Source organism: gamma proteobacterium symbiont of Axiagastus rosmarus, from assembly GCF_059730925.1.
Map to the genome: position 1 here is coordinate 2,106,019 of NZ_AP035925.1, position 24,063 is coordinate 2,130,081.

22 protein-coding genes are annotated in these 24,063 nt (G+C 59.3%); 10 read left to right on the plus strand and 12 right to left on the minus strand.

Going from position 1 to position 24,063, the window contains the following annotated elements:
• Positions 1-273: 273 nt before the first annotated feature.
• Complete coding sequence (locus AC6I8F_RS09785) at positions 274-717, minus strand: NUDIX hydrolase (RefSeq protein ID WP_264443549.1); 444 nt, start codon at positions 715-717, stop codon at positions 274-276.
• A 322-nt stretch (positions 718-1,039) separates the two neighbouring features.
• Between AC6I8F_RS09785 and AC6I8F_RS09790 the strand changes: the two genes are divergently transcribed.
• Positions 1,040-1,795, plus strand: coding sequence for an SDR family oxidoreductase (locus AC6I8F_RS09790; RefSeq protein WP_104186652.1), 756 nt, complete (start codon positions 1,040-1,042; stop codon positions 1,793-1,795).
• 40 nt (positions 1,796-1,835) lie between these two features.
• On the opposite strand, the gene AC6I8F_RS09795 is transcribed toward AC6I8F_RS09790, so the two are convergent.
• Positions 1,836-2,669: a LysR family transcriptional regulator gene (locus tag AC6I8F_RS09795; RefSeq protein ID WP_152391003.1), complete on the minus strand. Its 834-nt coding sequence runs from the start codon at positions 2,667-2,669 to the stop codon at positions 1,836-1,838.
• 109 nt (positions 2,670-2,778) lie between these two features.
• On the opposite strand from AC6I8F_RS09795, the gene AC6I8F_RS09800 reads away from it, so the two are divergent.
• The gene (locus tag AC6I8F_RS09800) at positions 2,779-3,513 is read left to right on the plus strand and encodes an SDR family oxidoreductase (protein WP_058769798.1); all 735 of its coding nucleotides are present in this window, start codon (positions 2,779-2,781) and stop codon (positions 3,511-3,513) included.
• Positions 3,514-3,516: 3 nt separating this feature from the next.
• Here the strand turns inward: AC6I8F_RS09800 and yeiL are convergent, their stop codons facing one another.
• Positions 3,517-4,209 carry a transcriptional regulator YeiL gene (gene yeiL, locus AC6I8F_RS09805; RefSeq protein WP_498028798.1) on the minus strand — a complete coding sequence of 231 codons (693 nt, stop codon included), beginning with the start codon at positions 4,207-4,209 and terminating at the stop codon, positions 3,517-3,519.
• Between the two features lie 136 nt (positions 4,210-4,345).
• Between yeiL and rihB the strand changes: the two genes are divergently transcribed.
• Both rihB and AC6I8F_RS09815 read left to right on the plus strand, forming a co-directional pair.
• Positions 4,346-5,278 carry a ribosylpyrimidine nucleosidase gene (gene rihB, locus AC6I8F_RS09810; protein ID WP_058769797.1) on the plus strand — a complete coding sequence of 311 codons (933 nt, stop codon included), beginning with the start codon at positions 4,346-4,348 and terminating at the stop codon, positions 5,276-5,278.
• Positions 5,279-5,361: 83 nt separating this feature from the next.
• Positions 5,362-6,612, plus strand: coding sequence for a NupC/NupG family nucleoside CNT transporter (locus AC6I8F_RS09815; RefSeq protein ID WP_031279101.1), 1,251 nt, complete (start codon positions 5,362-5,364; stop codon positions 6,610-6,612).
• A 15-nt stretch (positions 6,613-6,627) separates the two neighbouring features.
• On the opposite strand, the gene AC6I8F_RS09820 is transcribed toward AC6I8F_RS09815, so the two are convergent.
• The 5 genes from AC6I8F_RS09820 to AC6I8F_RS09840 all read right to left on the minus strand — a co-directional run bounded on the left by AC6I8F_RS09820 (position 6,628) and on the right by AC6I8F_RS09840 (position 11,908).
• Positions 6,628-7,491, minus strand: a complete 864-nt coding sequence (locus tag AC6I8F_RS09820) for a DeoR/GlpR family DNA-binding transcription regulator (RefSeq protein WP_021506045.1) — start codon at positions 7,489-7,491, stop codon at positions 6,628-6,630.
• A 128-nt stretch (positions 7,492-7,619) separates the two neighbouring features.
• Positions 7,620-8,567 carry a D-ribose ABC transporter substrate-binding protein gene (locus AC6I8F_RS09825; RefSeq protein WP_058758551.1) on the minus strand — a complete coding sequence of 316 codons (948 nt, stop codon included), beginning with the start codon at positions 8,565-8,567 and terminating at the stop codon, positions 7,620-7,622.
• 74 nt (positions 8,568-8,641) lie between these two features.
• Positions 8,642-9,697 (minus strand): ABC transporter permease, encoded by a 1,056-nt coding sequence (locus AC6I8F_RS09830; protein ID WP_058758647.1) that lies wholly within the window; start codon positions 9,695-9,697, stop codon positions 8,642-8,644.
• 22 nt (positions 9,698-9,719) lie between these two features.
• Complete coding sequence (locus AC6I8F_RS09835; RefSeq protein WP_211726182.1) at positions 9,720-11,258, minus strand: sugar ABC transporter ATP-binding protein; 1,539 nt, start codon at positions 11,256-11,258, stop codon at positions 9,720-9,722.
• Positions 11,255-11,908: a DUF2291 domain-containing protein gene (locus AC6I8F_RS09840; RefSeq protein ID WP_021506049.1), complete on the minus strand. Its 654-nt coding sequence runs from the start codon at positions 11,906-11,908 to the stop codon at positions 11,255-11,257. Before AC6I8F_RS09840 ends, AC6I8F_RS09835 begins: the two co-directional genes overlap by 4 nt.
• Before the next feature lie 432 nt (positions 11,909-12,340).
• Here AC6I8F_RS09840 and AC6I8F_RS09845 point away from each other — a divergent pair, with 432 nt between their 5' ends.
• The 4 genes from AC6I8F_RS09845 to AC6I8F_RS09860 all read left to right on the plus strand — a co-directional run bounded on the left by AC6I8F_RS09845 (position 12,341) and on the right by AC6I8F_RS09860 (position 17,395).
• Positions 12,341-13,897: an FGGY-family carbohydrate kinase gene (locus tag AC6I8F_RS09845; protein WP_059008819.1), complete on the plus strand. Its 1,557-nt coding sequence runs from the start codon at positions 12,341-12,343 to the stop codon at positions 13,895-13,897.
• 3 nt (positions 13,898-13,900) lie between these two features.
• Positions 13,901-15,430, plus strand: coding sequence for a glycerol-3-phosphate dehydrogenase (locus tag AC6I8F_RS09850; RefSeq protein ID WP_059008817.1), 1,530 nt, complete (start codon positions 13,901-13,903; stop codon positions 15,428-15,430).
• A gap of 10 nt (positions 15,431-15,440) precedes the next feature.
• Positions 15,441-16,376 carry a sugar phosphate isomerase/epimerase family protein gene (locus AC6I8F_RS09855; protein WP_498027972.1) on the plus strand — a complete coding sequence of 312 codons (936 nt, stop codon included), beginning with the start codon at positions 15,441-15,443 and terminating at the stop codon, positions 16,374-16,376.
• A gap of 62 nt (positions 16,377-16,438) precedes the next feature.
• On the plus strand, positions 16,439-17,395 hold the full coding sequence (locus tag AC6I8F_RS09860; RefSeq protein WP_059008814.1) for a sugar-binding transcriptional regulator: 957 nt from the start codon (positions 16,439-16,441) through the stop codon (positions 17,393-17,395).
• A 6-nt stretch (positions 17,396-17,401) separates the two neighbouring features.
• On the opposite strand, the gene AC6I8F_RS09865 is transcribed toward AC6I8F_RS09860, so the two are convergent.
• From AC6I8F_RS09865 to ampC, 4 genes are all read right to left on the minus strand, one after another.
• Positions 17,402-18,142, minus strand: coding sequence for a DeoR/GlpR family DNA-binding transcription regulator (locus AC6I8F_RS09865; protein ID WP_058769793.1), 741 nt, complete (start codon positions 18,140-18,142; stop codon positions 17,402-17,404).
• Between the two features lie 41 nt (positions 18,143-18,183).
• Entirely contained in the window at positions 18,184-19,446 is a 1,263-nt protein-coding gene (locus AC6I8F_RS09870; protein WP_498027973.1) for a DUF1479 domain-containing protein, read from the minus strand.
• 234 nt (positions 19,447-19,680) lie between these two features.
• On the minus strand, positions 19,681-20,130 hold the full coding sequence (locus AC6I8F_RS09875) for a GNAT family N-acetyltransferase (protein ID WP_021506057.1): 450 nt from the start codon (positions 20,128-20,130) through the stop codon (positions 19,681-19,683).
• Entirely contained in the window at positions 20,127-21,257 is a 1,131-nt protein-coding gene (gene ampC / locus AC6I8F_RS09880; protein ID WP_498027974.1) for a class C beta-lactamase, read from the minus strand. Before ampC ends, AC6I8F_RS09875 begins: the two co-directional genes overlap by 4 nt.
• Positions 21,258-21,441: 184 nt before the next feature.
• On the opposite strand from ampC, the gene AC6I8F_RS09885 reads away from it, so the two are divergent.
• Positions 21,442-23,196 carry a glycerol-3-phosphate dehydrogenase/oxidase gene (locus AC6I8F_RS09885; RefSeq protein ID WP_498027975.1) on the plus strand — a complete coding sequence of 585 codons (1,755 nt, stop codon included), beginning with the start codon at positions 21,442-21,444 and terminating at the stop codon, positions 23,194-23,196.
• Positions 23,180-24,019 carry a class I fructose-bisphosphate aldolase gene (locus AC6I8F_RS09890; protein ID WP_021506060.1) on the plus strand — a complete coding sequence of 280 codons (840 nt, stop codon included), beginning with the start codon at positions 23,180-23,182 and terminating at the stop codon, positions 24,017-24,019. The genes AC6I8F_RS09885 and AC6I8F_RS09890 overlap by 17 nt, the downstream gene beginning before the upstream one ends.
• The last annotated feature ends 44 nt before the right edge of the window (positions 24,020-24,063 follow it).

A 24,063-nucleotide genomic window follows, 5' to 3' on the forward strand; every position in this document is an offset into this window, starting at 1 on the left:
TTAACATAATATACATTATGCGCCATTTGATCGCGGGGGCAAAGCTGACCTGATCGCTGTGAGCTAAGCTGACCAGGCCGCTTAGGCTACCTGCTGAAAATCCTCAGATACCTGTATAAATTCTGCAAGCATTTCCGTGAGTTCATGCTTCAAACTTTGCTTCCCTGAGCTTGTGTCGGCTCCACTGAACATACTCTGATCACCTGCAATAAGATTCCATTTGAAAGCGGCAATGATAGATTCATACGCTCAACGCTATGACACGTCGCGTAATTAATCCGGCAATGTGCAGAGATCAGCAATATTTATTGGATAAACGACGTCGCGAGTGTTTCGCAGCTCAGTAAGATCCCACCAGTGATAACTATCAATGACTGACTTTTCATTTTCAGTCCAACCACTGGTACAGATATCTTCATCTCCAACTTTAATTAAATAAAATCGTTCATTTGCCAAAACCACCTCACCGCTGGGAAGCGTCATTTCAAAAATGCGCTCAGTTAACGGCTGACCCACATCATCGACATAAAAGCCTGTTTCTTCTCTGAGCTCTCTGATAGCTGCCTGTTCAAAAGTCTCTCCCGGTTCAACGCCTCCACCGGGTGTAGCCCAGTATTCTCTGCCTGACAGGGCATTATTTTTATGCTTAAACCAGAATAATAAAACCTGATTAAGGGGATTTATAATAAGCAAACGAGCCGAATCGCGGGTGCGCACTTTATAATTCCTTTATGATTTTTAATACAAATCAGCATAACTGATCATGGTCAGAAAACGAAACGCCACAGTCTGCAGGAACAGGACGACAGGATAGACATCCCTCCCCGGCTCGCTATATAGTAAGCGCGCATCTCACTTCTGACTTGCCGTAGGCGTTACCGTCATCCAACGCGCCCTGAACCGGAATGGGCCTCTGCGCAGAGGAAAACCGGAACAGCGCCACGGCATCGTTCACGCTTTCTACGCATCCTGTTTCACGGGATCGCTAGCAGTGCATCACTGCACGTGGCCTTTCATTCTCTGACTGACAAGGCACACTATGAAACTGACCAACAACACCCTGCTCATCACCGGCGCAACCAGCGGTATTGGCCGCCGCATGGCCGAGGTTTTTCACGATCGCGGTAACCGCGTCATTATCACCGGCAGACGTCAGGCGCTGCTCGATGAGATCACCGCCCAGCGCCCGGCCATTACCGGCTTTGCTCTGGACGTTAATGACACCACCGCCCTCGCCCGCTGTTCTGCGGCGATTCACGCGCAGTTCCCGCATATCAACGTGCTGATCGCCAACGCCGGTATCTCGCAGCCGGAAACGGTGACGACAGACGAATGGACCAGTGATATTGCTGAGCAAATCGTGATGACCAACATCCTCGGTGTGATTCGCGTCACCGCCGCGTTTTTGCCGCTGCTGCGCCGTCAGCCGCAGGCCACGCTGATGGCAACCAGTTCCGCGCTGGCCTTCATGCCGCTGGCCAGTTTTCCCACCTACTGCGCCAGCAAAGCCTTTCTGCATTCCTGGCTGGTTTCGCTGCGTCATCAGCTGCGTAATACCCCGGTTGAGGTGCTGGAAATGCTGCCGCCATATCTACAGACGGCGCTGACCGGTGATCACCAGCTCAGCGATCCCCGTGCCATGCCGCTGGAAGACTATATCGCGCAGATTCTGCAGATGCTGGAAAATGGTCCGGTCGCGCGCGGCGAACTGCTGCTGGAGCGCGACTATACGCGGCGCTGGGCCGAACGCGACGGCAATTTTGACGCCATATTTGACATGATGAACCCGCGCTAATCTGCTTTGAACCGGTGCGCCCGGCAGCGTACCGGATCTATCACGAAGTACGCAAAGGCGCGCCGTGGCTGAAGTGCGCCAGCAGCCGTTCTACCGCCGGATTGGCCTGCGCCTGAACCGCATAGCAAATGCCGACACGCCGCATCAGCGGCTGACCGGGTAAAGCGCGCCAGGCCAGGCGATGCCGCGCGGCAACCAGCGGCGCCGGCGCAATGGTGACGCCAAAGCCGGCTTCCGCCAGATCCAGCGCCAGCGCGTAGCTGCCGGCGTTGGCCGCTGCCGCACCCGCACCGTAAAACGGCAGCAGCCGCTGATGTGACTCATCAGTCGGCACCATCACCCACGACAGCGGATGCAACTGATCATGGGTCAGCGTTTCCAGCTGATTTAGCGCATGACTGGCGGGATACGCCAGCACGTAGTGCTCTTCAAACAGCGGCATAAACAGCTCGTCTTCGCAGCGCAGGCTTTCACACGCCAGCCGGATATCGCCCACGCAACCGGGCTCGACGTTAAGCAGCACCGTGGGAAAATGTTGCCGGATGGCCGTCAGCAGTTGCGCCAGCTGGGCGGGGGCGACATCCCCTTCAACGCCAATCTTCAACGGCAGACAATCCGACGGCTGCCGAAAGCGTGTCACCAGCGCCTGCATATCGCTGAGCATCTTGCGCGCCTGCGGATAAAGGACGCGAGCGTCCTCCGTGACCTCCACGCCGCGCGGCCTGCGGATAAAAAGCGTGGTGGCCAGCTCCTCTTCCAGCAGTTTGATCGTGGCCGAGAGCGCGGGCTGCGTCAGATTGAGTAACTGTGCGGCGCGCGTGATGTTGCGCTCTTCAAACACGCAGATAAAAGCTTTTAGCTGTCGCTTATCCATAGAAAATCATTATATCGGCGAAAGAAATAAACCATTTTTCACCAATTGCCGCGCGATTTAAAGTGCACGCCTCAGCTTCGCCATTAATTTTATCTATGAGGAAGTCATTATGACGCAGAATGTTAAACCCTTAATCGTCATCACCGGCGCCAGCTCCGGTATCGGTCTTGCCACGGCGAAACTGCTTTCGGCGCGTGGACATGCCCTGCTGCTGCTGGCTCGCCGTATCGATCGTATGACGGCACTGAATCTGCCCAACGCCCTGTGCCGCGCGGTTGATGTGACCGATCGCCACGCATTTACCACCGCAGTGCATGATGCTGAGCAGCAGTTTGGCCCGGTCGATGCGCTGATTAACAATGCGGGCGTGATGCTGCTCGGCGCGATTGAACAACAGGATGCCGGCGAATGGGATAAGATGTTCGACGTCAACGTGAAAGGCCTGCTCAATGGCGTGCAGGCGGTCACCGCAGGCATGATTGACCGTAAAAGTGGCACGATCATTAATATCAGCTCAGTGGCCGGACGGAAGACGTTTCCTAATCACGCAGTGTATGTTGGCACTAAATTCGCTGTACATGGCATGTCAGAGAACCTGCGCGAAGAGCTGTCGCCGCACAATGTACGCGTGATCGTCATCGCACCCGGCGCTGTTGAAACTGAACTGTTGAGCCACACCACCAGCGAAGCTATTAAGGACAGTTATCACGCGTGGAAAGCCGAAATGGGCGGCAAGGTGCTCAGCGCAGACGATGTGGCCAGCGCCATCGATTACGCCTATTCACAGCCGCAGTCGGTCTGCGTGCGGGAAATCGTGCTGGCGGCCACCCGCCAGGGCGCATAAACCTCAGTGACCCGGCAGCGCTGCGCCGGGTTCCATCTCTTCGGCTAAGGCCGTCAGCGCCGCGCGGTTACCGATCGCATAACCCCCCTGCTGCTTACGCAGCCCCCCTTCTGCGCTGAACTGCGCAAACACATACAGCAGGTGGCGATAGGTCACGCCAAGGTACTCCGCCACCTGCGTATGCTTCTCTTTATATACACCATCATGCTGGGTCAGCAGGATAAAGGCCGCCAGTCGGTTAACCAGTGGAAACGCCTGATTGCGCGTTGAGGTGACAATATTGCGGTAATTCTTTTTCACCAGGCCGAGACAGGCGTGGCGCAGGAACTGCGCATCATTTAACAACAGCGTGCGGCAGGTTTTCACCGGCAGCGCCAGGCACCAGCAGGCTTCAATCGCCTGCACCGCGCGTGAAGCATGCGTTTCATCCAGCACTTCAATCTCGCCAATAAAACAGGGCGCATTAAAGAAATCCACCAGCGAAATACGGCCATTGGCCAGCGTGACATACAGTTTGGTGCGACCGCGCGCCAGATAAAACATATACGCCGGCAGAGAACCCTCGCGCACAATATAGTCTTCGGCAAGAATATGAAATAAATGTGTGTGCGGGATCACATCGGCTGAAAATTTATCGCAATAGCCGGACGCCATTATTAACTGCTGCTTCAGCGCGTCATTATTTATTTCTTTCATCATTCGATGTCCACTATGAGATTTCTCATACTCTGGCGTGTCACGCCGCTGCTAAGGTGAAGGCCTCTACCCTACCGCACCGGAAAATTTCTGCAATGAAATTAAGGTGATAAATAAAGAAGCTGAGGAGTAAACCATGACAGCACGTAAAATTATTCTGGACTGTGATCCCGGTCATGATGATGCCATCGCCATCATGCTGGCCGCGAAACATCCTTCGATTGAACTGCTCGGTATCAGTATCGTGGCGGGCAATCAAATTCTGGACAAAACGCTGGTCAACGGCCTGAACGTTTGCCAGATGCTGAATATTGACACGCCAGTTTATGCCGGCATGCCGCAGCCGATTATGCGCCAGCAGATCGTCGCCGATAATATTCACGGCGAAACCGGTCTTGACGGCCCGGTGTTCGGCCCGCTGACGCGTAAGGCGGAAACAAAGCACGCGGTGAACTTTATTATCGATACGCTGATGAACAGCGACGGGGATATCACGCTGGTGCCGGTCGGCCCGCTCACTAATATTGCAGTAGCGATGCGCATGCAGCCGAAAATCATTCCTAAAATCCGTGAAATTGTGCTGATGGGCGGCGCTTACGGCACCGGTAATTTTACCCCGTCGGCGGAGTTTAATATTTTTGCCGACCCGGAAGCCGCGCGCGTGGTATTTACCGCCGGCGCCCCGCTGGTGATGATGGGGCTCGACTTAACGCACCAGACGGTGTGCACGCCGGACATCATTACCCGCATGGAAAAGGCCGGCGGCCCGGCCGGAAAGCTGTTCAGCGACATGATGAATTTTACGCTGAAAACCCAGCACGATAATTACGGTCTGGCGGGCGGCCCGGTGCATGACGCCACCTGTGTCGCCTATCTAATCAATCCGGATGCCTTCAACGTTCAGCCGATGTTTGTCGAAATCGATGTCAACAGCGGTCCCTGCTATGGCCGCACGGTGTGTGATGCGCTGGGCGTGCTGGGGAAACCGGCAAACACCAAAGTGGGCATCACGCTGGATACCGCATGGTTCTGGGATTTAGTCGAAGACTGCGTGCGCAGGTACCGCTAATCATTTAACCCCACAATATGGGCAGAAAGTGGTCGCCCATACCGCTATGCAACCTCACCAGGCTGACATCAGGAAATATCATGATGGATATAATGAGAAGTGTTCTGGGTATGGTGGTATTACTGGCGATCGCGTTTCTGCTGTCAGTAAATAAAAAGCACATCAGTCTGCGCACCACCGGTGCCGCGTTACTGATTCAGATTGCCCTCGGCGGCGCGATCCTCTATTTGCCGCCGGGCAAATGGCTGGCGGAAAAAGTCGCCAGCGGCGTGCATCAGGCGCTGGCTTACAGTGATGCGGGCAGCGCGTTTCTGTTTGGCGCGCTGGCCGGACCGCAAATGGACAAGGTGTTTAACGGCGCCGGCTTTGTATTCGCTTTTCACGTTCTGCCGGCCATCATCTTTATCACCGCGCTGGTTAGCGTGCTCTACTATATTGGCGTGATGGGCGCCATCATTCGGCTGCTGGGCGGCATCTTTCAGCGCGCGCTCAACATCAGTAAGATCGAATCCTTCGTGGCGGTCACCACCATTTTCCTCGGGCAGAATGAGATCCCGGCCATCGTCAAACCCTTCGTCAACCGTCTCAATCGCAACGAACTGTTCACCGCCATCTGCAGCGGCATGGCTTCAATAGCCGGTTCCACTATGCTCGGCTATGCCGGGCTGGGGGTACCGATTGAATATCTGCTGGCCGCCTCGCTGATGGCCATTCCTGGCGGCATTCTGTTCGCCCGGCTGCTCAGTCCGGCAACGGAAGCATCGCAGGTGACTTTTACCCACCTGTCGTTTAGCGACACGCCGGCACGCAGCCTGATTGAAGCCGCCGCCAGCGGAGCGATTACCGGGATGAAAATAGCCGCCGGTCTGGCGACGGTGGTGATGGCGTTTGTCGGTATCATCGCGATGCTCAACGGCATACTTGGCGGCATCGGCGGCTGGTTTGGTCACGGCGACATCAGCCTGCAGGGAATACTCGGCTTCGCGCTGGCCCCGCTGGCGTGGCTGATGGGCGTGGCGTGGCACGATGCGGCGCTGGCGGGCAGTCTGATAGGTCAGAAACTGGTGGTGAACGAGTTTGTTGCCTACATCAGCTTTTCACCTTATCTGCATCAGACGGGCGCGCTCGACGGCAAAACCATCGCCATCGTCTCGTTCGCCCTGTGCGGCTTTGCTAACTTTGGTTCGATTGGCGTGGTGGTCGGCGCCTTTTCTGCCGTCGCACCAGAGCGCACCCCGGAAATCGCGCGGCTGGGCCTGCGCGCGCTGATCGCCGCAACGCTCTCCAATCTGATGAGCGCCACCATCGCCGGCTTCTTCATCGGCCTTGGCTAAGGCGCAAACCGGGCATTACGCCTCTGTGCGTCCCTGCCCGGTTTTCATCGGTGCCACCACCACATTCACCCCCAGCTCCTGCAGGCGACGTAGCACCGGCACCGGCGTGCCCTGATTGACGATCACCACATCAAACTCGCTCAGGTGGGCAAAGCGATGCAGCGCGCGCCGCTCAAACTTGGTGTTATCCATCATCAGGATGCGCTTCTGCGCCGCCTCGAACATCGCGCGCTTAGTCTCCACCGTCTCGGCCGACTGATGAAACACCGCATCATCGATAATCGCCGACATGCTGACAAAAAACACATCGGCGCGCAGGCTGGCGATTTCGTCACGCGTCATGCGCCCCATAAAGGCGTTACACCAGTGATGAAACTGGCCGCCGAGCCCCATCAAAGTGATATCGCGTCCGTTACGTAATTCATTCATTAACGTCAGCGAGTTGGTGATCACCGTGAGCGGCGCTTTGGCCGGCAGCAGCCGCGCCATCTGCAGCACGGTGGTGGAATCATCAAGAAACAGCGCCTGGCCGGGTTCAAGGTAGCCAGCGGCCACTTCGGCAATCGCCTGTTTCTCTTCCAGCTGGCGCGTGGCACGATAGAGATCGCTGGATTCCACCAGGCTGGTTGGTGTGGCAGAGACCACGCCGCGTGATTTATGCAGCAGCCCGCGCTCAACCATCTCATCAATATCGCGATGGGCGGTCATCAGGCTGATCCCGAAGCGCTCAGTAATATCTTCGATACGCACCGCGCCTTCGGCCATCACGGCTTCGGCTATGAGCTGGCGTCGTGCCAGCTGACGCGCCTGACGGCTGTCGCCCGGTAAGGTTTCATTCAGGAAGTGACCAGCGGAGGTCTCTTGCGGGTTATGCGCCATGTTTCGTCCGGAAAGTGAAGCGGAAATGCAGTTTCGGCTTTGATTACAGCGCGTAAACGTTTCTTTTGCAAATCAGGCGCGCAGCAGGCAACCGATGACGGCCAGAATGCCGCCATCGGTAATCTGACTTACTGCTTCAGGACAAACGGCGAAACGAAATCACCGGCGTTGTCTTTGGTGATCAGGATACAGTCAAACAGCTGCTTCTCCTGTGCTACCCCGGTTTTGCCGGTTTTGAGGAAGGTGTCCGCCTGCTCTACCGCCTTCTGCGCAAACTGCGCTACCGGCTGCATCACGGTATAGGCCAGCGTACCGGCTTTAACCGCGTCGACCGCATCCGGTGAACCGTCAAACCCACCCACTTTCACCTGACTGAGTTTGCCGGCTTCCTTCAGGGCGGCGATAGCACCCAGCGCCATCTCATCGTTACCGCTGATCACCCCTTTGATGTTCGGATTAGCCTGCAGCAGCGACTGCATTTTGTTAAAGCCCTGGGTGCGATCCCAGTTCGCCACTTCCTGGCCGACTTTCTTCAGCGTCGGGTACTGAGACAGCACGGTATCGAAACCGTTGGCGCGCGTGGCGGCGTTGTTATCCGACGGCGGTCCCACCAGCTCGACATAGCTGGCGCTGTCACCCACCTGCTTCACCCACTCCATCGCGCCTACTGCCGCGCCCTGCGCGTTATTCGACACCAGCTGCGCTTTAGCCAGCCCGCTCTGGTTCAGTTCGGCATTGATCACGAACACCGGAATATTGGCGGCGATGGCTTTCTTTACCGAGCCAATCGAGCCGTCGGCGTTAGCCGGATCGAGAATGATCGCCTTCGATTTATTGGTGATCGCCGTATCAATCAGCTGGCTTTCGGTGTTGGTATCCCCTTTGTGCGCGCTGACTTTGGCACTGTAGCCCAGCTTCTCCGCCGCCTTCTGCGCGACCTGGCCCTCAGTCAGCCAGTAAGGGTTGGAGGGATCGTTGACGATGATGGTCATCAGGCCGTTGTTGGCCCAGCTGGGTAAGGCAAAGGTGGAGATGGCCATCGCGGCGGCGGCGATAAACAGACGTTTAGTGAACATAGGTGCTCCGTTATTATTAGGGTACAGGTTTGTTTTACGGTTACTCGCGCGCCAGCCTGCCAGCGCGCACAGGGTTAGCGACCGCGCCGGCCGTATTGCAGGGTGTTGAGCAATACCGCCAGTACAATCACGGCGCCAGTGAAAACCGTCTGCCAGTAGGCAGAAACGCCGATAATCACCAAGCCATCAGAGAGAAAGCCAATCACGAACGCGCCGAGCAGCGTGCCGCGCACGTTACCGCGTCCTCCGGTCAGCGCCGCACCGCCAATCACCACCGCAGCAATGGCGGTCAGCTCGTAGGTGGTGCCCGCGGTCGGACCGGCGGAGGTCAGCTGCGAAGAGAGCACCAGCCCGGCCATCGCCGCACAGATACCCGACAGCACGTAGACGCTGATTTTGATGCGTTTCACCGGCACGCCGGAGAGATCGGCGGCGCGCTCGTTACCGCCTGAGGCATACAGCCAGCGGCCAAACGCCGAGCGACTCAGCAGGAAACCGCAGGCCAGCGCCACTGCGCCGAGCACCAGCACGCCGACCGGGATGTTGAACAGGCGGTTAAAACCGAGCCAGTCGAAACCTGTATTGCCCAGCGCTTCGCTGCCGGAGAGTTTGTTGTAGGTCAGACCGTTGGTGATCAGCAGCGCGATACCGCGCGCCACATACATGGTGCCGAGCGTGGCGACAAACGCCGGTACGCGAAAAATCGCAATCAGCACGCCGTTGACCAGTCCCACCAGCGCGCCCAGCACCAGCGTCAGAATTGCCACCGCCCACACCGGCAGATAGAGCACCACGCCCAGCGCTTCAAGGTTGATGCCCTGCATCATAAAGCCGGCCATCACGCCAGCCAGTCCCAGCGTCGAGCCGACTGACAAATCAATCCCGCCGTTGAGGATCACCAGCAGCATGCCGATCGCCGGCAAACCGAAGATCGCCACATGCGATGCCATGGTGAGGAAGTTCGCGCCGGTAAAGTAGTTGGGCGATAGCAGGGAGAAAGTGGCGATAATCACCAGCAGCGCGATAAAGGCGCGCCCTTCCAGCAGCAGCCGCGCCAGGTTGAGGCGCTTGCCGCTGGCCGGTTTCGCTACCCGCGGTGCGCTATCCAGCGTTTGGGTTCTGTCAGTCATACCGTTTGCTCCGTTTTTCATGTCATGCCACCAGAGACTCGCCCGAAGCGGCCATTATGCGTTCTTTGCTCACGCTGGCGTCGAAGATGGCGGAGATGCGCCCTTTGCTCATCACCACGATGCGGTGGGCGATACTCAGGCACTCGCCCACTTCTGAGGTGGTGTAAACCACCGCCAGCCCTTTGCTGGCGTTCTCCGCCAGCAGACGAAACACTTCGGCTTTGGCACCGATATCGATGCCGCGGCTCGGCTCATCCAGCAGAATCACTTTGGGTCGGGTGGCGAGCATTTTGCCGATCACCACCTTTTGCTGATTGCCGCCGGACAGGGAACCGATAGCCGCCTCACCGCCGGCAGTCTTGACCGTCACGTTACGAATGCTGTCACTAATCAGCTGTTTCTCCCGTCGCGTTGACAGCACCAGCCCGCGCACAAACTCGCTGATGCTGGCCAGCGACAGGTTTTCGCCCACCGTCATGGTCTGCACCAGCCCATCGCGCTGGCGATCCTCCGGGACCAGCGCCAGTCCCATTTTGATGCGCTGCGACAGCGACAGCGCGGAGATCTCGGTATCCTGCAGCAGGATGTGCCCGCTGCTCTGCTTCAGCCGTCCGGCGAGACACTCCAGCAGCTCGGTGCGCCCCGCGCCCATCAGGCCATAAATGCAGACAATCTCGCCGGCCCGCACCGTCAGCGACAGCTGATCCACCAGCCGGATGCCGGTTTTGCTTTTCACGGTTAACGCCTGCACCGTCAGCGCGTCACCGCCGAAGGCATAGCCGCCGGGCGGTGAACCGAGGTCGAAGTGCTCTCCCACCATGTTGCGCACGATCCATTCGAGGTCGATCTCGTCGCGCCGGGCATAAGCGGTCATCACGCCGTCACGCAGCACCACTGCGCGATCGGTGATCTCCAGTGCTTCCTCCAGATGGTGTGAGATATACACAATCGCCACGCCCTGACTGGTCAGATCGCGGATGACCTGAAACAGCACCGCCACTTCCGCCGCGCTAAGCGCCGAGGTCGGTTCATCCATGATCAGGATTTGTGAATTCACCGACAGCGCACGGGCGATTTCCACAATCTGCTGCTGCCCGAGACGCAGGTTTTCCACCGGCGTCAGCGGATCAATCTCCTCCTCCAGCGCCGCCATCAGATGGCGGGTCAGCCGCGCCTCTTCGGCGTAATCCACCCCGCCGGGCCGCATGATTTCCCGCCCCATAAAAATGTTGTCGCGCACGTTCATGTTGGGCGCGAGATTCAGCTCCTGATGAATAATCGAGATACCACAGTCGCGCGCCTCGGTGGCCGAACGGAACACCTTTGCTTCGCCGTTTAACAGAATTTCCCCGGATGTTGGCGTAATCACGCCAGAAAGAATTTTCATCAGCGTCGATTTACCGGCGCCGTTTTCACCAAACAGCGTGGTAACTTCGCCGCGGCGGATTTCAAAATTGACGCCTTTCAGCGCATGGGTGGAGCCATATACTTTGCTGACGTTGCGCGCCTGCAGAATCACTTCTCCTTTCAGCAGCGCCGGGTTGACGTTGAACGGTTTCATTGCACCTCCACGCGCACCGGCGTAATCAGCCAGTTGGTTGGACTGAGCAGACGGAACACGCCGACCACCTGCACGGTTTTGCCCGGCAGCGCGTCGCGGTCCAGTTTCTCCAGCACCGCCGCTTTCATGGCACGGTTAATCGCCGCCCCGGCGTTCTGGTATTCGATCTGATTAGTAAAATCACCAAACTGAATTTTGCCGCTGGCATCACGCAGATCGGTGCCGGTAATCGCCGGACCGGTTTGCAACCGCAGCTGCGTGCCCGCCGGCAGACCAGCGACCTGTAACGGGAAAACACCCATTTGCCCCGGCTGCACCACGCCCTGCAGTTTGACCGGCAGCACCGGCAGCGGCGAGCCGACACCGTATCTGGCCACCGCCTGCTGCCGATCGCTGTTCAGTGCGGCCGCCAGCGTGGCGGCATCCACCGCGCGCGCTTCGACATCCTGCTGGATGCCGGGAAAGGTTTTCTGCCCGTAGCTGTCTGCGGAGAAGCCCTGCTGACGCGCGTCGTCCGCCGAACCGATGCGCACCACTTTGGTATCCAGCGCCATTGCAGCCACCAGCGCCACGATCACCACGCCGCTGAGCGTGTAGCGCCGCCGACGTTTGCGTGCCAGCTGCTGCGTTAAGATTGAGACCTCGGACATAACGTGACCTCTCAGGGTGAACAGCGACGATGTTCATCGCCGTGCAATGTTATAAATGTGATAACTTGTGTGATGAGAATTGTGCTGTTGTGACTAAATTGTCAACAGGTGGCGCGCAATTTTTCGCACAGCGCGATCTGGATCGCTTATTTGCCCGCGATCACCCTTAATTCGTTTAAAAACCCCTTTAATACAATCATTAAAAACCTTTCACAGTGTTCGGGCGCATCCGCAACCTCCACTGATTTTGTGATCGGACTCGCCATCCGGAGTGAAATTTATTCTTTTTTGAGAAAAATAATACATCAGATATGTTATCTCCATGAGAAGTGGTGTAAGACAGTATTTAGCAAAATCATCACAGCTCATTAACAAGGCTGCGGATAAACCAAACAGGGGTTCCCGCACCGGGAGCAGCGAACGGAGGTGTATGTGGAGAGTGGCGATATCATTCTGGGTCTGGATTCCGGCACCTCGGTGGTTAAAGCGGTGGCGTTTGATCTGGAAGGTAACCAGCTGGCGTGCGCGTCGGCGCGCAATCGCTATTACCGCAGCGCAGGCGGTGCCGCCCAGCAGTCAATGACGCAAACCTGGCAGGATGCGGTCAGCGCGATTCACAAGCTCGGCGATCGGGTGGAGAATCTGGCGGCGCGCGTGGTGGCCGTGGCGGTGACCGCCCAGGGCGACGGCAGCTGGCTGGTCGGTGCTGATAATCAGCCGGTGGACGATGCGTGGATCTGGCTGGATGCCCGCGCCGCCGCCACGGTGGAAAAACTCAATCAGCAGCCGCTGGCCGCCGCACGCTTTCAGGCCACCGGTACCGGTCTTAACACCTGCCAGCAGGGTGCGCAGCTGGCGCACATGGACCAGCACTATCCGCAACTGCTGGCGCGCGCCGAAGTGGCGCTGCACTGCAAGGACTGGCTCTATCTCAATCTGACCGGCGTACGCGCCACCGACCCGTCTGAAGCCAGCTTTACCTTTGGCAACTATCGTCATCAGCGCTACGACGACACGGTGATCGACGCGCTGGGGCTTAACCACCGGCGCCACCTGCTGCCGGAGATTATCGACGGTACGCAAATCACCCATGGCCTCACCGCTGACGCCGCCCGGCAAACCGGCCTGCTGGCTGGCACGCCGGTGTGTCTCGGCTATGTCGATATGGCGATGACCGCGCTCGGTGCCGGGGTGCACACCGGTGAAGCCAATACCGCCTGTTCGATTGTCGGCTCAACCGGCGTGCATCTGCGCAGCGTCACCATTGACGAGGTATGGCTCAACCCGGCGCAAACCGGCTACGTGATCCCGCTGCCGTGGCCAGGTTATGTCACTCAGGTACAAACCAACATGGCCTCCACGCTCAATCTCGACTGGCTGCTGAACGTGGCCAGCGATCTGCTGAGCAGCTTTGGTTGTGAAACCGATCATGCGCGGCTGGTGCAGCAGATCGATCGCTGGCTCAACGACGCGCAGCCGGGTACCCTGCTGTTCCATCCTTACATTTCACTGGCCGGTGAACGCGGACCGTTTGTCAACGCCGACGCGCGCGCCAGTTTCACCGGCCTTAACTACCAGCACAACTTTGGCGACCTGGTGCGCGGCGTGATTGAAGGCATCGGCATGGCAGCTCGCGACTGTTATCAGGCGATGGGCGCCACGCTGCCGGGAGAAATTCGCCTTACCGGCGGTGCGGTGCGATCGCAGCCGCTCAGGCAAATCCTTGCCGCCTGTATCGGCGCGCCGGTGCGCATCAGCCAGCGCGAGGAAGCCGGCGCAGCGGGTGCGGCCATGATGGCAGCGGTGGCGATTGGCGCGTATCCGGACATGGCGCAGTGCGTTGAACGCTGGGTGCGCCCGCTGCTGGACGACGCCGAAGCGCCATCGCCTGCGCTGATGCAGCGCTACCAGCAGCTGTTCCCTCAATATCAGCAGATCCGCCGCGATCTTCCTGCCGCCTGGCAGGCATTAAACAGTTTTAAGGAGTAACGCATGAGTGACAACACGTTGGATCTGTTTGTGATCGGCGGTGGCATTAACGGTGCCGGTATCGCGCGCGATGCCGCCGGGCGCGGGCTGTCGGTGATGATGTGTGAAAAGGACGATCTTGCCGCAGGCACCTCCTCGCGCTCCGGTAAACTGGTGCACGGCGGCCTGCGCTATCTGGAGTACTACGAATTCCGCCTGGTGCGCGAGGCGCTGATTGAACGCGAGGTGCTGCTGAACGCGGCGCCGCACATTATCTGGCCGATGCGCTTTGTGCTGCCGCACAGCCCGTCCGATCGTCCGGCGTGGCTGGTGCGGCTGGGGCTGTTCCTGTATGACCACCTTGGCGGACGCAAAAAACTGCCGGGCACGCGCGTGCTCGATCTGACGCGCGATCCTGAAGGCGCACCGCTGCTGGACAGCTACCAGAAAGGCTTTGAGTACTCCGATTGCTGGGTGGACGATGCCCGGCTGGTGACACTCAATGCGCTGGATGCCGCCGAGCGCGGCGCCACCATTCTGCCGCGCACCCGCTGCGTGGCAGCACAGCGTCTGCCGGGCAAATGGCAGATTACCCTGCAGGATCAGGCCAGCGGCGCGCAGCGCACGGTGTTCGCCCGTGCGCTGGTGAATGCCGCCGGGCCGTGGGTGCTGGATATCGTCAATCAGGTTAGCCACACGCAAAGCCAGCGCAGCGTGCGGCTGGTGAAAGGCTCGCACCTCATCGTGCCGAAATTCTGGGAGGGCCAGCAGGCCTATCTGGTGCAAAACACCGACAAGCGGGTGATTTTTATCAATCCTTATGAGGGTGATAAAGCGTTAATCGGCACCACCGACATTCCCTGGCAGGGCAAAGCGGAAGATGTCAGTGCGGATGATAGTGAGCAGCAGTACCTGATCGACGTGGTGAATCGCTACTTCAAGGTTAAGCTGCGCGCCAGCGATGTGATTACCCGCTTCTCCGGCGTACGGCCGCTGTTTGACGACGGTAAAGGCAATCCCTCGGCGGTGACGCGGGATTATGTGTTCGACCTCGATAATCAACAGGATGCCCCGCTGCTGCACGTGTTCGGCGGCAAAATTACCACGTTCCGCAAGCTGGCCGAGCATGCGCTGCAGCAGCTGGCGCCGTTTTTCCCCAACATGGGCGCGGACTGGACGCGCAGCGCCACGCTGCCGGGCGGCGAGATCGCCAATGCCGATTTTGACAGCTTCCTGGAGGAGATCAAAACGCGCTGGCCGTGGCTGCCGCAGCCGCTGCGCAAGCACTATGCGCGACTGTACGGTGCGCGTATGAGCACGCTGCTGGGCACCGCCAGTTCGCTGAGCGATCTCGGTGAGCATTTTGGCGGCCAGCTGTACGAGGCCGAGGTGCGTTATCTGGTGCAGTACGAATGGGCGCAGCAGCCGGAAGACATTCTCTGGCGTCGCACCAAACATCAGCTGCACCTCAGCGCTGCACAGCGCACCGCGTTCAGCCAGTGGTTCGAACAGACTTTCCACCCTGCCGCGCCGCTGCGCGCCCACGCTGGCTGAGAGGTGCCGCATGCCATTAACGCTTTCGCTGAATACCAATCCGCTGGTGAACCGCTTCGCCGATCCCGGCGATTTAATTCACACCGTGGCTCAGCAGATCCGCATCCGCGATCTGCAGCTGACGCATGAGTTTATCAATCCCGGCTGGTCTGCTGCCACGCTCACCCACATGACGCGCCGCATGCAGCAGGCGCTGCGTGCCACCGGCGTGCGCGTCACCTCCGGCATGACCGGCCCGTATGGCCGCCTCAACCATTTTGGTCATCCGGATGCGGCGGTACGTCGCTACTACATTGACTGGTTCAAGACCTTTGCCGACATCACCGCGGAACTGGGCGGCGTCGCGGTGGGCTCGCAGTTTGCCATCTTCACTCAACGGGATTTTAACGATGCGGCGCGGCGTGAAGCGCTGATTGCCATCGCCATTGACTGCTGGGCGGAAGTGGCGGAACACGCCAAAGCGGCCGGTCTGCATTACCTTTTCTGGGAACCAATGAGCGTCGGGCGCGAATTTGGCGAAACCATTCCCGCCTGTATGGCGCTGCAACAGCGGCTGAGCGCGGCACAGTTTGCCCTGCCGATGTGGATGATGGCGGATATCGATCATGGCGATGTCACCTCTGACGATCCGCGTGACTACGATCCTTACGCGTGGGCTGAAGCGGTGCCGCGCTTTTCGCCCATCATCCATATAAAGCAGAGCATGATGGATAAAGGCGGGCACAGGCCCTTTACATTGCAGTACAATGCCGGCGGTCGCATTCAGCCGCAGCCGCTGCTTGAGGCGCTGGCGCGCGGCGGCGCGCAGGATAACGAGATTTGCCTCGAGCTAAGCTTCAAAGAGCGCGAACCCACCGACAGCAATGTGGTGGCGGAGATTGCCGAAAGCGTGGCGTTCTGGGCCGACCATATTGATACCGGGGTGCAGGATTTGCATCTCGCGTGAGCATGCCGTGCTGAGGGCTTTCGTCAGCCCGCAGCACCCCTCAACCAGACAGGGACAACCCGATGAAATCCGCACCGACTTCCGCTGAACGCGATGACTCTCTGGCCCTGCGGGCGGCCTGGCTGCACTATGTTGGCGGCCTGACGCAGGCTGAAGTAGCCAAACGGCTCGGCCTGCCGTCGGTGAAAACCCATCGGCTGATTGCGCGCATGGTGGCCGAAGGCGCGGTGAAAGTCACCATCGACGGCGCGATTGTCGCCTGCGTGACGCTGGAAGAGCAGTTGCGCAGCCGCTACGGCCTGAACTTTTGTCAGGTGGCACCCGATCTCGGTGAAGAAGGCCTGCCGGTGCGCGCGCTGGGCATGGCCGGTGCCGACTATTTGCGTAATCTGCTGGCCTCCACGCCGGCAATCACGCTGGGTCTCGGCCATGGCCGGACGCTGTCGGCAGCGATTCACCAGCTGGCACGTATCGACGCGCCGCACCTGCGCTTTGTCTCCCTGCTCGGCTGTCTGACGCGCAACTACGCGCTCAATCCGCATGACGTGATGCATCGCATCGCCGAAAAAACCGGTGCGCAGGCCTACATGATGCCGGTACCGTTTTTTGCCAACACCGAAGAGGATCGCGATGTGCTGCTGGCGCAGCGTGGTGTCAGCGAAGTATTTAGCATGGCCGCGCACAGTGAAGTGAAGCTGGTGGGCATTGGCACCGTGGAACCAGCCGCCCAGCTGGTGGAAGCCGGGATGATCGATGCAGCCGAGATCCGCGCCCTGTCGGAAGCCGGTGCGGTGGGCGAACTGCTGGGGCACTTTTTCGCTGCCGACGGGCAGATGATTCACAACTCGCTGACGGCACGCACGCTGTCGGTGCCGCTGGATCTGGCGCAGCGCGCAGAGATCGTGGCGCTGACCGGCGGACCGAGCAAAGTGGCGGCGATCCGCGCGGTGCTGGCCAGCGGACTCGTCACCGGTTTGATCACCGACGAGCTGACCGCGCAGGCGCTACTCAGCGCATGAATCAGGTTAAACCAGACTGAGCTGCAGCGACTGCGCACGCAGCTGCTGCTGCCAGCCTGCGGCGAGTTCCGCGTCGGTGATCACCTGCTTAAACGGCTGTAGCGGCGCCAGCGCATAGGGATGAATCTGACCAAATTTGGAGGAGTCGGTGAGCGCGACGGTGTGGGTGGGCTTTTCCATGATGGCGTTCACCACATCGCAGCGCAGCATGTCGCGGCTGGTGAAACCGGTCGCCTCATCCCAGCCGTCAATGCCAATAAACGCCTTATGGAAGTTGAGGTGCTGAATGCACAGCCGCGTTAACGGCCCGACCACTGACTCACTGCTTTTCTGAAACAGCCCACCGAGGATAATCACATCGCCGCCCTGCTCACGCAGCAGTCCGGCGATGTAATGGCTGACAGTGATGATGGTGATATCCTGCCGATGGCTGAGCTCTCGCGCCAGCAGCGCATTGGTGCTGCCACCTTCAATAAACACCGTTTCGCCGGGGTTAACCAGCCCGGCGGCGTACTCCGCCAGGCGTTTTTTCACCGCAAAGCGGGTTTGCATGCGCGCGCCTACGTCATCACTTTCCGGCGCCACGGCGGAACCGTGCACGCGGCGCAGAAAGCCGCCCTTCTCCAGCAGGTTCAGATCCTGGCGCACCGTCACCTCCGAAACGCCGGTGGTTTGCGCCAGTTCATTGACGCTGACGCTGCCGCGCTCGCTGACCAGTTGAATAATGTGCTGATGACGTGCGTTCATAGAGCCTGCTGTTAAAAAGTTTTTGCCCAGCTTAGCAGAAATCACGCTAATCCCAGACTGCGCCGGCCGTTTTCATTCAGATCCTGCGGCGTAAAACGGCCGCGCCAGCTGGCTTCGTAATCCTCTTTGGGGAAATCGCCCGGCGAGACACCGGTCGCCAGCGCCTGCGCCACCTGCTGCGCATAGTCGGCGTTTTTATCGCACATCGGCGCGGCGGGAATGTACATCACGTTGCCCCAGCCCTGCTGATTTTCTACCGGCGCCACCGCATGAATCACATCGCAGTGCCACCACACCGAATCGCCCGCCTGCAGCGCCGGGATCGAACACAGGCCGGCAATTAATTCCGGATGCCAGCGCTCCGATACCGGCAGCACTTTGCCCGGCGCCACGCCGCACAGTTCCTCTTCCGGCACATCCTTCAGTAACGGACGCAGCAGCAGATAGGCCATGGCTTCCGGCACCGGCACCACGTGCAGCAGTCCCTGACCGGGCTGCATGTCGGAGAGTGCGGTCCAGCCCTGGAACGTGCGGAACACCGAACATTTGGTGGTGGTGCCAGACTGATACTCCTGCACGGCCGTGCGGTGCGCCGCGTCCCACGGATCATACTGATCGAACTGGTTAGAAAAGATCTTGCTGAACACCTGCTGATAGGCCGGCAACAGCCAGCGCTCCAGCGCGCCGGAATCGGTGTGCGCGCCCAGCCCTTTTGAGGTGGTACCCGGCAGCCGGCGCCGGATGCGATCCAGATAGATGATGCTCACGTCCGGATCAAACCAGCGCGTACCGGCGGATTCGAATTTCCACAGGCGATTGAGGAACGCCTGGGTTTGCGCCATGGCCTCGCTCTGGCGGGCTGACATCTGCGCATCGCTCCAGTAAATGGGGTAGATCTCCGGCCGCGAGGCGTCGAGGTTGCCAAAGAAGTTGTCGCCCGGCCCCTGATAGACACGGTCGAAATCATTGTCGTCGAGGTAGTTGAGCATGTCAGCATCCCACGCCAGCGCCTGCTCGCGGCTGAAGGTTTGCTTCACCACCACGCAGCCGCGGCGGCGGATATGATCTTTGGTCTGTTCGCTGATGCGACCGGCGGCCAGATCCGCGAAGCTGACCTGCGGCCACGCCGTTCCGTGCTGCTTCTCTTCGGCGCGCGCGGCCGCGATTTCACTGACAATCTTACTTCTGACCTGCTTAAACAGGCCTTCGACATCGCCAATCTGTGCTCTGAGCGCCTGCTTCATCAGGCGCACATGCTGTTTAAAATCGTCGGGTTGTTGTTCTGAGGTAAAAGTGGTGTTCATCTCGCACTCCGTCTGTTTACGCCTTAGTTTCATTCGAAACACATTACATATTCATTCATAACATCGAGCGAACAAAAAGACAGCACGTAGGCAAAAAATAGCGAGCATGATCACAGTTATTTATCTGAGGGATTTTCGTTTGAAAGGGTTCAGGGAGCGAAACGGTGGGATGAATAACGCAAGCGCGCCTTGATCAGGCACGCGAGGGCCGCCCTCCATGGCAGCCCGGGAAAATTATGGCTGATCGAATAAATGACGGTACTGCACAAAGTCGGTTTGTTGCGCCAGCCGATCGTACAGCGCCCGCGCGTGGCTATTAGACGCCTGCGTCAGCCAGTAAACGCGCGAACAGCCGAGCTTCTCTGCCTGTTCATAGACTGCCAGAATCAGCGCCTTGCCGGCGCCCAGACCGCGCGCGGCTTCGCTGACGTAGAGGTCCTGCAAATAGCAGTAGTCGCCCTGAGTCCAGGTTGAGCGATGGGTAAGGAAATGCACCAGCCCGACCATCGCGCCGTCCTGCTCGGCCACCAGACAGTGCATGGGTTCCGCGCGGGACAGCAAGCGGCGGAAGCTCTCGCCGGTGGTGTTATCGTCAATGGTGGTCTGATAAAAGCGCTGATAGCCCTGCCACAGCGCCAGCCACGGCATGAAATCTTCGGCGCGCAGCGCTCTGATGGTGATCATTCGCCCGTCCCGATGTTGCTGATGATTTTTTCCGCAGCCACCACCCGATCGTCATTCGGGAACCACTTATTTGCCAGCATAATCAGCGCAACCCGCTGCGACGGAATAAAGACCGCATAGGTGGCGAATCCGTTGGTGGAGCCGGTTTTGTTGTACCACGCCTGCTGCGGCGCAGTCTGGGGCGGCGTAATCAGCGTGGCTTTCATGCCCTTCATGATGCGCGCGCCGCTGTTGCCGTCCACCAGCTGCTGCGTGGTGACCGGCAGTGGGTAATACTCCCACATCATCGCCTGAGTGAACGCCGCCTCGGTGTGGTAATAGCCCTGATGCGTGGCGGCTACCGCCTGCTGCCACGCGGGCGCAACCGGCTGCTGCTGCAGCTGGATCGCCAGCCAGCGAATCAGATCGGCAGAGGTGGATTTCAGGCCATACGATTCCGCATCCAGCGGGCCTGGCGTGACCCGCACCGGGCGATCCTGCTTGTTATAACCCTGGGCGTAGCGCCCCATCTGCGATGCAGGCACCTGCACATAGCTGTGCGTCATGCCCATCGCCGGCAGCAGCTGCTTTTCCATCGCGCTGATGAACGGCTGATGCAGACTTTTAGCCGCAATCATGCCGAGCATACCGATACCGAGGTTGGAATAAACGCGCACCGTGCCCGGCTGGGCCTCTGGCTGCCACTGTTTGTACCAGCGCATCAGCTCGCGGGTATTGGTCACGTCATCCGGTACGAACAGCGGCGTGCCGCTGGTGTGCGTCGCCAGATTCAGCAGCGAGACGCGATCAAAAGCGCTGCCTTTCAGTTCCGGCAGCCACTGGCTGGCCGCGTCGCTGAATTTCAGTTTATTCTGCTGCGCCGCATAGCTGGCTAAGGTGGCGGTAAACGTTTTACTCAGCGAACCGATTTCAAACAGCGTCTGCTCGTTGATTGGCTGTCCGCTCTCTTTCGATGCCACGCCGTAGTTATAAAATTCGGTTTTGCCGTCGTGCAGAATCGCCACCGCCATACCGGGGATCTGATACTGCTGCATCAGCGGTTTGATGATGCTGTCTGGTGATGTCGTTGCCAGCGCACTGCCGCTGACCAGCAGCGCAAGTGCGCTTAATCGGGCCCATGAATACATGAAAATTCCTTTTCCTGCAGGTTAACCATGATGTCTGACCGGCAGTATATCGTTACCCCTGCCAGGCTTCCCGACAATTCTCATTGGTAGTGAACAAAATCACATCCTGTATGACCTGATTTGCCGTTTGCTGCGCCCGCTCCTATACCTTTGACAAGTAAGCGTTCATCGCAAGGAGCTGACAATGGAACAGGTTTTGACCCGCGAACAACGGCTTAGCCGCCTGCGCGCGCGCAGTTCGCTGCCGGTGCTGATCGTCGGCGGCGGCATCAACGGCATCAGTACTTTTCGTGAGCTGGCATTACAGGGCATTCCTGCGGTGCTGGTGGAGAAAGGTGACTGGTGCCAGGCGGCCAGCGGCGCGCTGTCGCGCATGATTCACGGCGGCTTGCGCTATCTGGAGACCGGCGAGTTTGGCCTGGTGAAGGAGTCGGTGATGGAGCGCGATCGCCTGCTTAAAAACGCCGCGCACTATGTGTTTCCGCTGCGCACCACCGTACCGATCGATAATCTCGGCGGTGGGCTGGTTAACGCCACGCGACGTTTCCTGCGCCTGAGCGATAAGCCCACCCGGCGCGGCGCGCTGCTGATCAAAACCGGCCTGAGCCTGTACGACCTCTACACGCGACAGTACGGCGCTATGCCGCGCCACCAGCTGCGTAACGAAGCCGCCACGCGCGATCGCTGGCCTGGCTTCGCGCCCTGGGTGAAATACAGCGCCAGCTACTACGACGCGTGGATTAGCGCGCCGGAGCGACTCGGGTTTGAGCTGATTGAAGATGCGGAACGCGCCTGCCCGGAGGCGCTGGCGCTCAATTATCTGCGGGTGGTCAGCGCCAGCGACGAGACGATGCTGCTGGAAGATACGCTGAGCGGTGAGCGCTTTAGCCTGCAGCCGCACGTGCTGGTGAATGCCGGCGGTGCATGGATCGACCAGCTGAATCAGCAACTGGCCGTGCATTCACCACCGACCAGACTGATAGGCGGCACCAAAGGATCGCACCTGATCCTCGATCACCCACAGCTGTTACAGATGCTGGACGGTGAAATGGTCTATTTCGAAAATCAGGAAGGCCGGGTGTGCATCATGTTTCCCTGGTTCGGCAAAGTGCTGGTGGGCTCCACCGATATCCGCGTTGATGACCCCGATAGCGTGGTGTGCGAAGCCGAAGAGCAGGCTTACATTCTTGAGTCGCTGCGCTTTGTATTTCCTGACATTGTGGTGCCCGCATCCGCAGTGGTTTACACCTTCTGCGGCGTGCGCCCGCTGCCGGCCAGCGAGGCCAAAGTGAATGGTCAGATTTCGCGTAACCATTCGCTGGTGCTGCTGCCGCCTGACCACGCGCGTGCCTGGAGCACGCTGTGTCTGGTCGGCGGTAAATGGACCACCTTCCGCCGCTTCGGGGAAGAGGCCGCCGACCGCGTGTTGCGCCTGCTGGGAGAAAAGCGTCGCGTCTCCAGCAGCGACCTGCCGATTGGCGGCGGCCGGGATTTTCCGGCGCCGTCCGCCCAGCCCGCCTGGCTCAGTGCGCTGGCGCAGCACTATGACCTTCCGCTGGTGCGCGTGACGCAACTGGTGAAACGCTACGGTAGCCGGGCCCTGCCGCTGCTGCAGCAGATTCAGCAGCACGGCGAACAGCCGCTGCAGCATCATGCCGGTTACAGCGCCACCGAACTGCGCTATCTGATTGAGCATGAACAGGTGTGCCAGCTGGAAGATGTGCTGGTGCGCCGCACGTCGCTGGCTATCTGCGGTGAATTAACGCCGCCGCTCATGCAGGAAATTTCGCAGCTGCTGGCCGACTCGCTCGGCTGGCAGGACAGCCAGCGCGCTGAACATCTGCAGCGCACCGCAATCAGCCTGGCGCAGCGCCATGGGCTGCACGCGCTCGCATCCGCGTTTTCACAGGAGGAAGTTCAGGATGTCACTCACCCCTAAAGTTCGCCTCAACCGGTTATTTCACCACGGCAAGTGCCTGGATGTGGCGATCGACCATGGCATCGCCAACGAGCCCGATTTTCTGCTGGGGCTGGAAGATATTGAAAGCGTGATGCGCAACCTGATTGCCGCACAGCCGGATGCGATCCAGGTCAATTATGGTCAGGCCGATCTGCTGCAGCGCGTTGCCGGGCGCAAACCGGCGCTGGTGATGCGCACCGACGTCGGCAATGCCTATAACGCGGCGCGCCACCGCGAGATGTGGGCGGTACTGCATAATCCGGAGGCACCGATTCTTGCCGCGCTGCAGATGGATGCCGCCGCGGTGGTGGTCAATCTCTACCAGATCCCGGATGAACCGGGCATTTTTCGCATGTGCGTGGAGAACATTGGCCGCCTGCGCCATGCCTGCGATCGCTATGCCATGCCGCTAATGGTGGAGCCGCTGGTGATGGCCCCCGCCGGCCAGGGCGCGGCGTACGGCTCGCTGGGTGACGTCAGACAAATCGTGCCGCTGGTGCGTCTGGCGCGGGAGCTGGGCGCCGACATCATTAAAGCCGACCCCACGGACAACGTAGAGGATTTCCATCGCGTGGTGGAGGCGGCGCGCTGTCCGACGCTGGTGCGCGGCGGCGGCAAAGGGGAACTGGGCGCGGTGCTGGCGAAAAGCGCCGCGCTGATGGCGCAGGGTGCCAGCGGCATGGTGTATGGCCGCAACGTTTATCAACATGATAATCCATCACGCGTGGTCAGCGCGCTGATGGCGATTATTCATCAGGGTGTCAGCGGCGCGGATGCGCTGGACATCTACCAGCAGGGTTAAGCGTGACCTGCACCGGCGCTTAAGCGGTGCGCCGTCTTCGCCTG

What these genes read in the sequence shown, in the direction of transcription:
- AC6I8F_RS09790 (WP_104186652.1), top strand. Translation starts at nt 1,040, where the DNA reads ATGAAACTGACCAACAACACCCTGCTCATCACCGGCGCAACCAGCGGT.
- AC6I8F_RS09795 (WP_152391003.1), bottom strand. Translation starts at nt 2,669, where the DNA reads ATGGATAAGCGACAGCTAAAAGCTTTTATCTGCGTGTTTGAAGAGCGC.
- AC6I8F_RS09800 (WP_058769798.1), top strand. Translation starts at nt 2,779, where the DNA reads ATGACGCAGAATGTTAAACCCTTAATCGTCATCACCGGCGCCAGCTCC.
- yeiL (WP_498028798.1), bottom strand. Translation starts at nt 4,209, where the DNA reads ATGAAAGAAATAAATAATGACGCGCTGAAGCAGCAGTTAATAATGGCG.
- rihB (WP_058769797.1), top strand. Translation starts at nt 4,346, where the DNA reads ATGACAGCACGTAAAATTATTCTGGACTGTGATCCCGGTCATGATGAT.
- AC6I8F_RS09815 (WP_031279101.1), top strand. Translation starts at nt 5,362, where the DNA reads ATGGATATAATGAGAAGTGTTCTGGGTATGGTGGTATTACTGGCGATC.
- AC6I8F_RS09820 (WP_021506045.1), bottom strand. Translation starts at nt 7,491, where the DNA reads ATGGCGCATAACCCGCAAGAGACCTCCGCTGGTCACTTCCTGAATGAA.
- AC6I8F_RS09825 (WP_058758551.1), bottom strand. Translation starts at nt 8,567, where the DNA reads ATGTTCACTAAACGTCTGTTTATCGCCGCCGCCGCGATGGCCATCTCC.
- AC6I8F_RS09830 (WP_058758647.1), bottom strand. Translation starts at nt 9,697, where the DNA reads ATGACTGACAGAACCCAAACGCTGGATAGCGCACCGCGGGTAGCGAAA.
- AC6I8F_RS09835 (WP_211726182.1), bottom strand. Translation starts at nt 11,258, where the DNA reads ATGAAACCGTTCAACGTCAACCCGGCGCTGCTGAAAGGAGAAGTGATT.
- AC6I8F_RS09840 (WP_021506049.1), bottom strand. Translation starts at nt 11,908, where the DNA reads ATGTCCGAGGTCTCAATCTTAACGCAGCAGCTGGCACGCAAACGTCGG.
- AC6I8F_RS09850 (WP_059008817.1), top strand. Translation starts at nt 13,901, where the DNA reads ATGAGTGACAACACGTTGGATCTGTTTGTGATCGGCGGTGGCATTAAC.
- AC6I8F_RS09855 (WP_498027972.1), top strand. Translation starts at nt 15,441, where the DNA reads ATGCCATTAACGCTTTCGCTGAATACCAATCCGCTGGTGAACCGCTTC.
- AC6I8F_RS09860 (WP_059008814.1), top strand. Translation starts at nt 16,439, where the DNA reads ATGAAATCCGCACCGACTTCCGCTGAACGCGATGACTCTCTGGCCCTG.
- AC6I8F_RS09865 (WP_058769793.1), bottom strand. Translation starts at nt 18,142, where the DNA reads ATGAACGCACGTCATCAGCACATTATTCAACTGGTCAGCGAGCGCGGC.
- AC6I8F_RS09870 (WP_498027973.1), bottom strand. Translation starts at nt 19,446, where the DNA reads ATGAACACCACTTTTACCTCAGAACAACAACCCGACGATTTTAAACAG.
- AC6I8F_RS09875 (WP_021506057.1), bottom strand. Translation starts at nt 20,130, where the DNA reads ATGATCACCATCAGAGCGCTGCGCGCCGAAGATTTCATGCCGTGGCTG.
- ampC (WP_498027974.1), bottom strand. Translation starts at nt 21,257, where the DNA reads ATGTATTCATGGGCCCGATTAAGCGCACTTGCGCTGCTGGTCAGCGGC.
- AC6I8F_RS09885 (WP_498027975.1), top strand. Translation starts at nt 21,442, where the DNA reads ATGGAACAGGTTTTGACCCGCGAACAACGGCTTAGCCGCCTGCGCGCG.
- AC6I8F_RS09890 (WP_021506060.1), top strand. Translation starts at nt 23,180, where the DNA reads ATGTCACTCACCCCTAAAGTTCGCCTCAACCGGTTATTTCACCACGGC.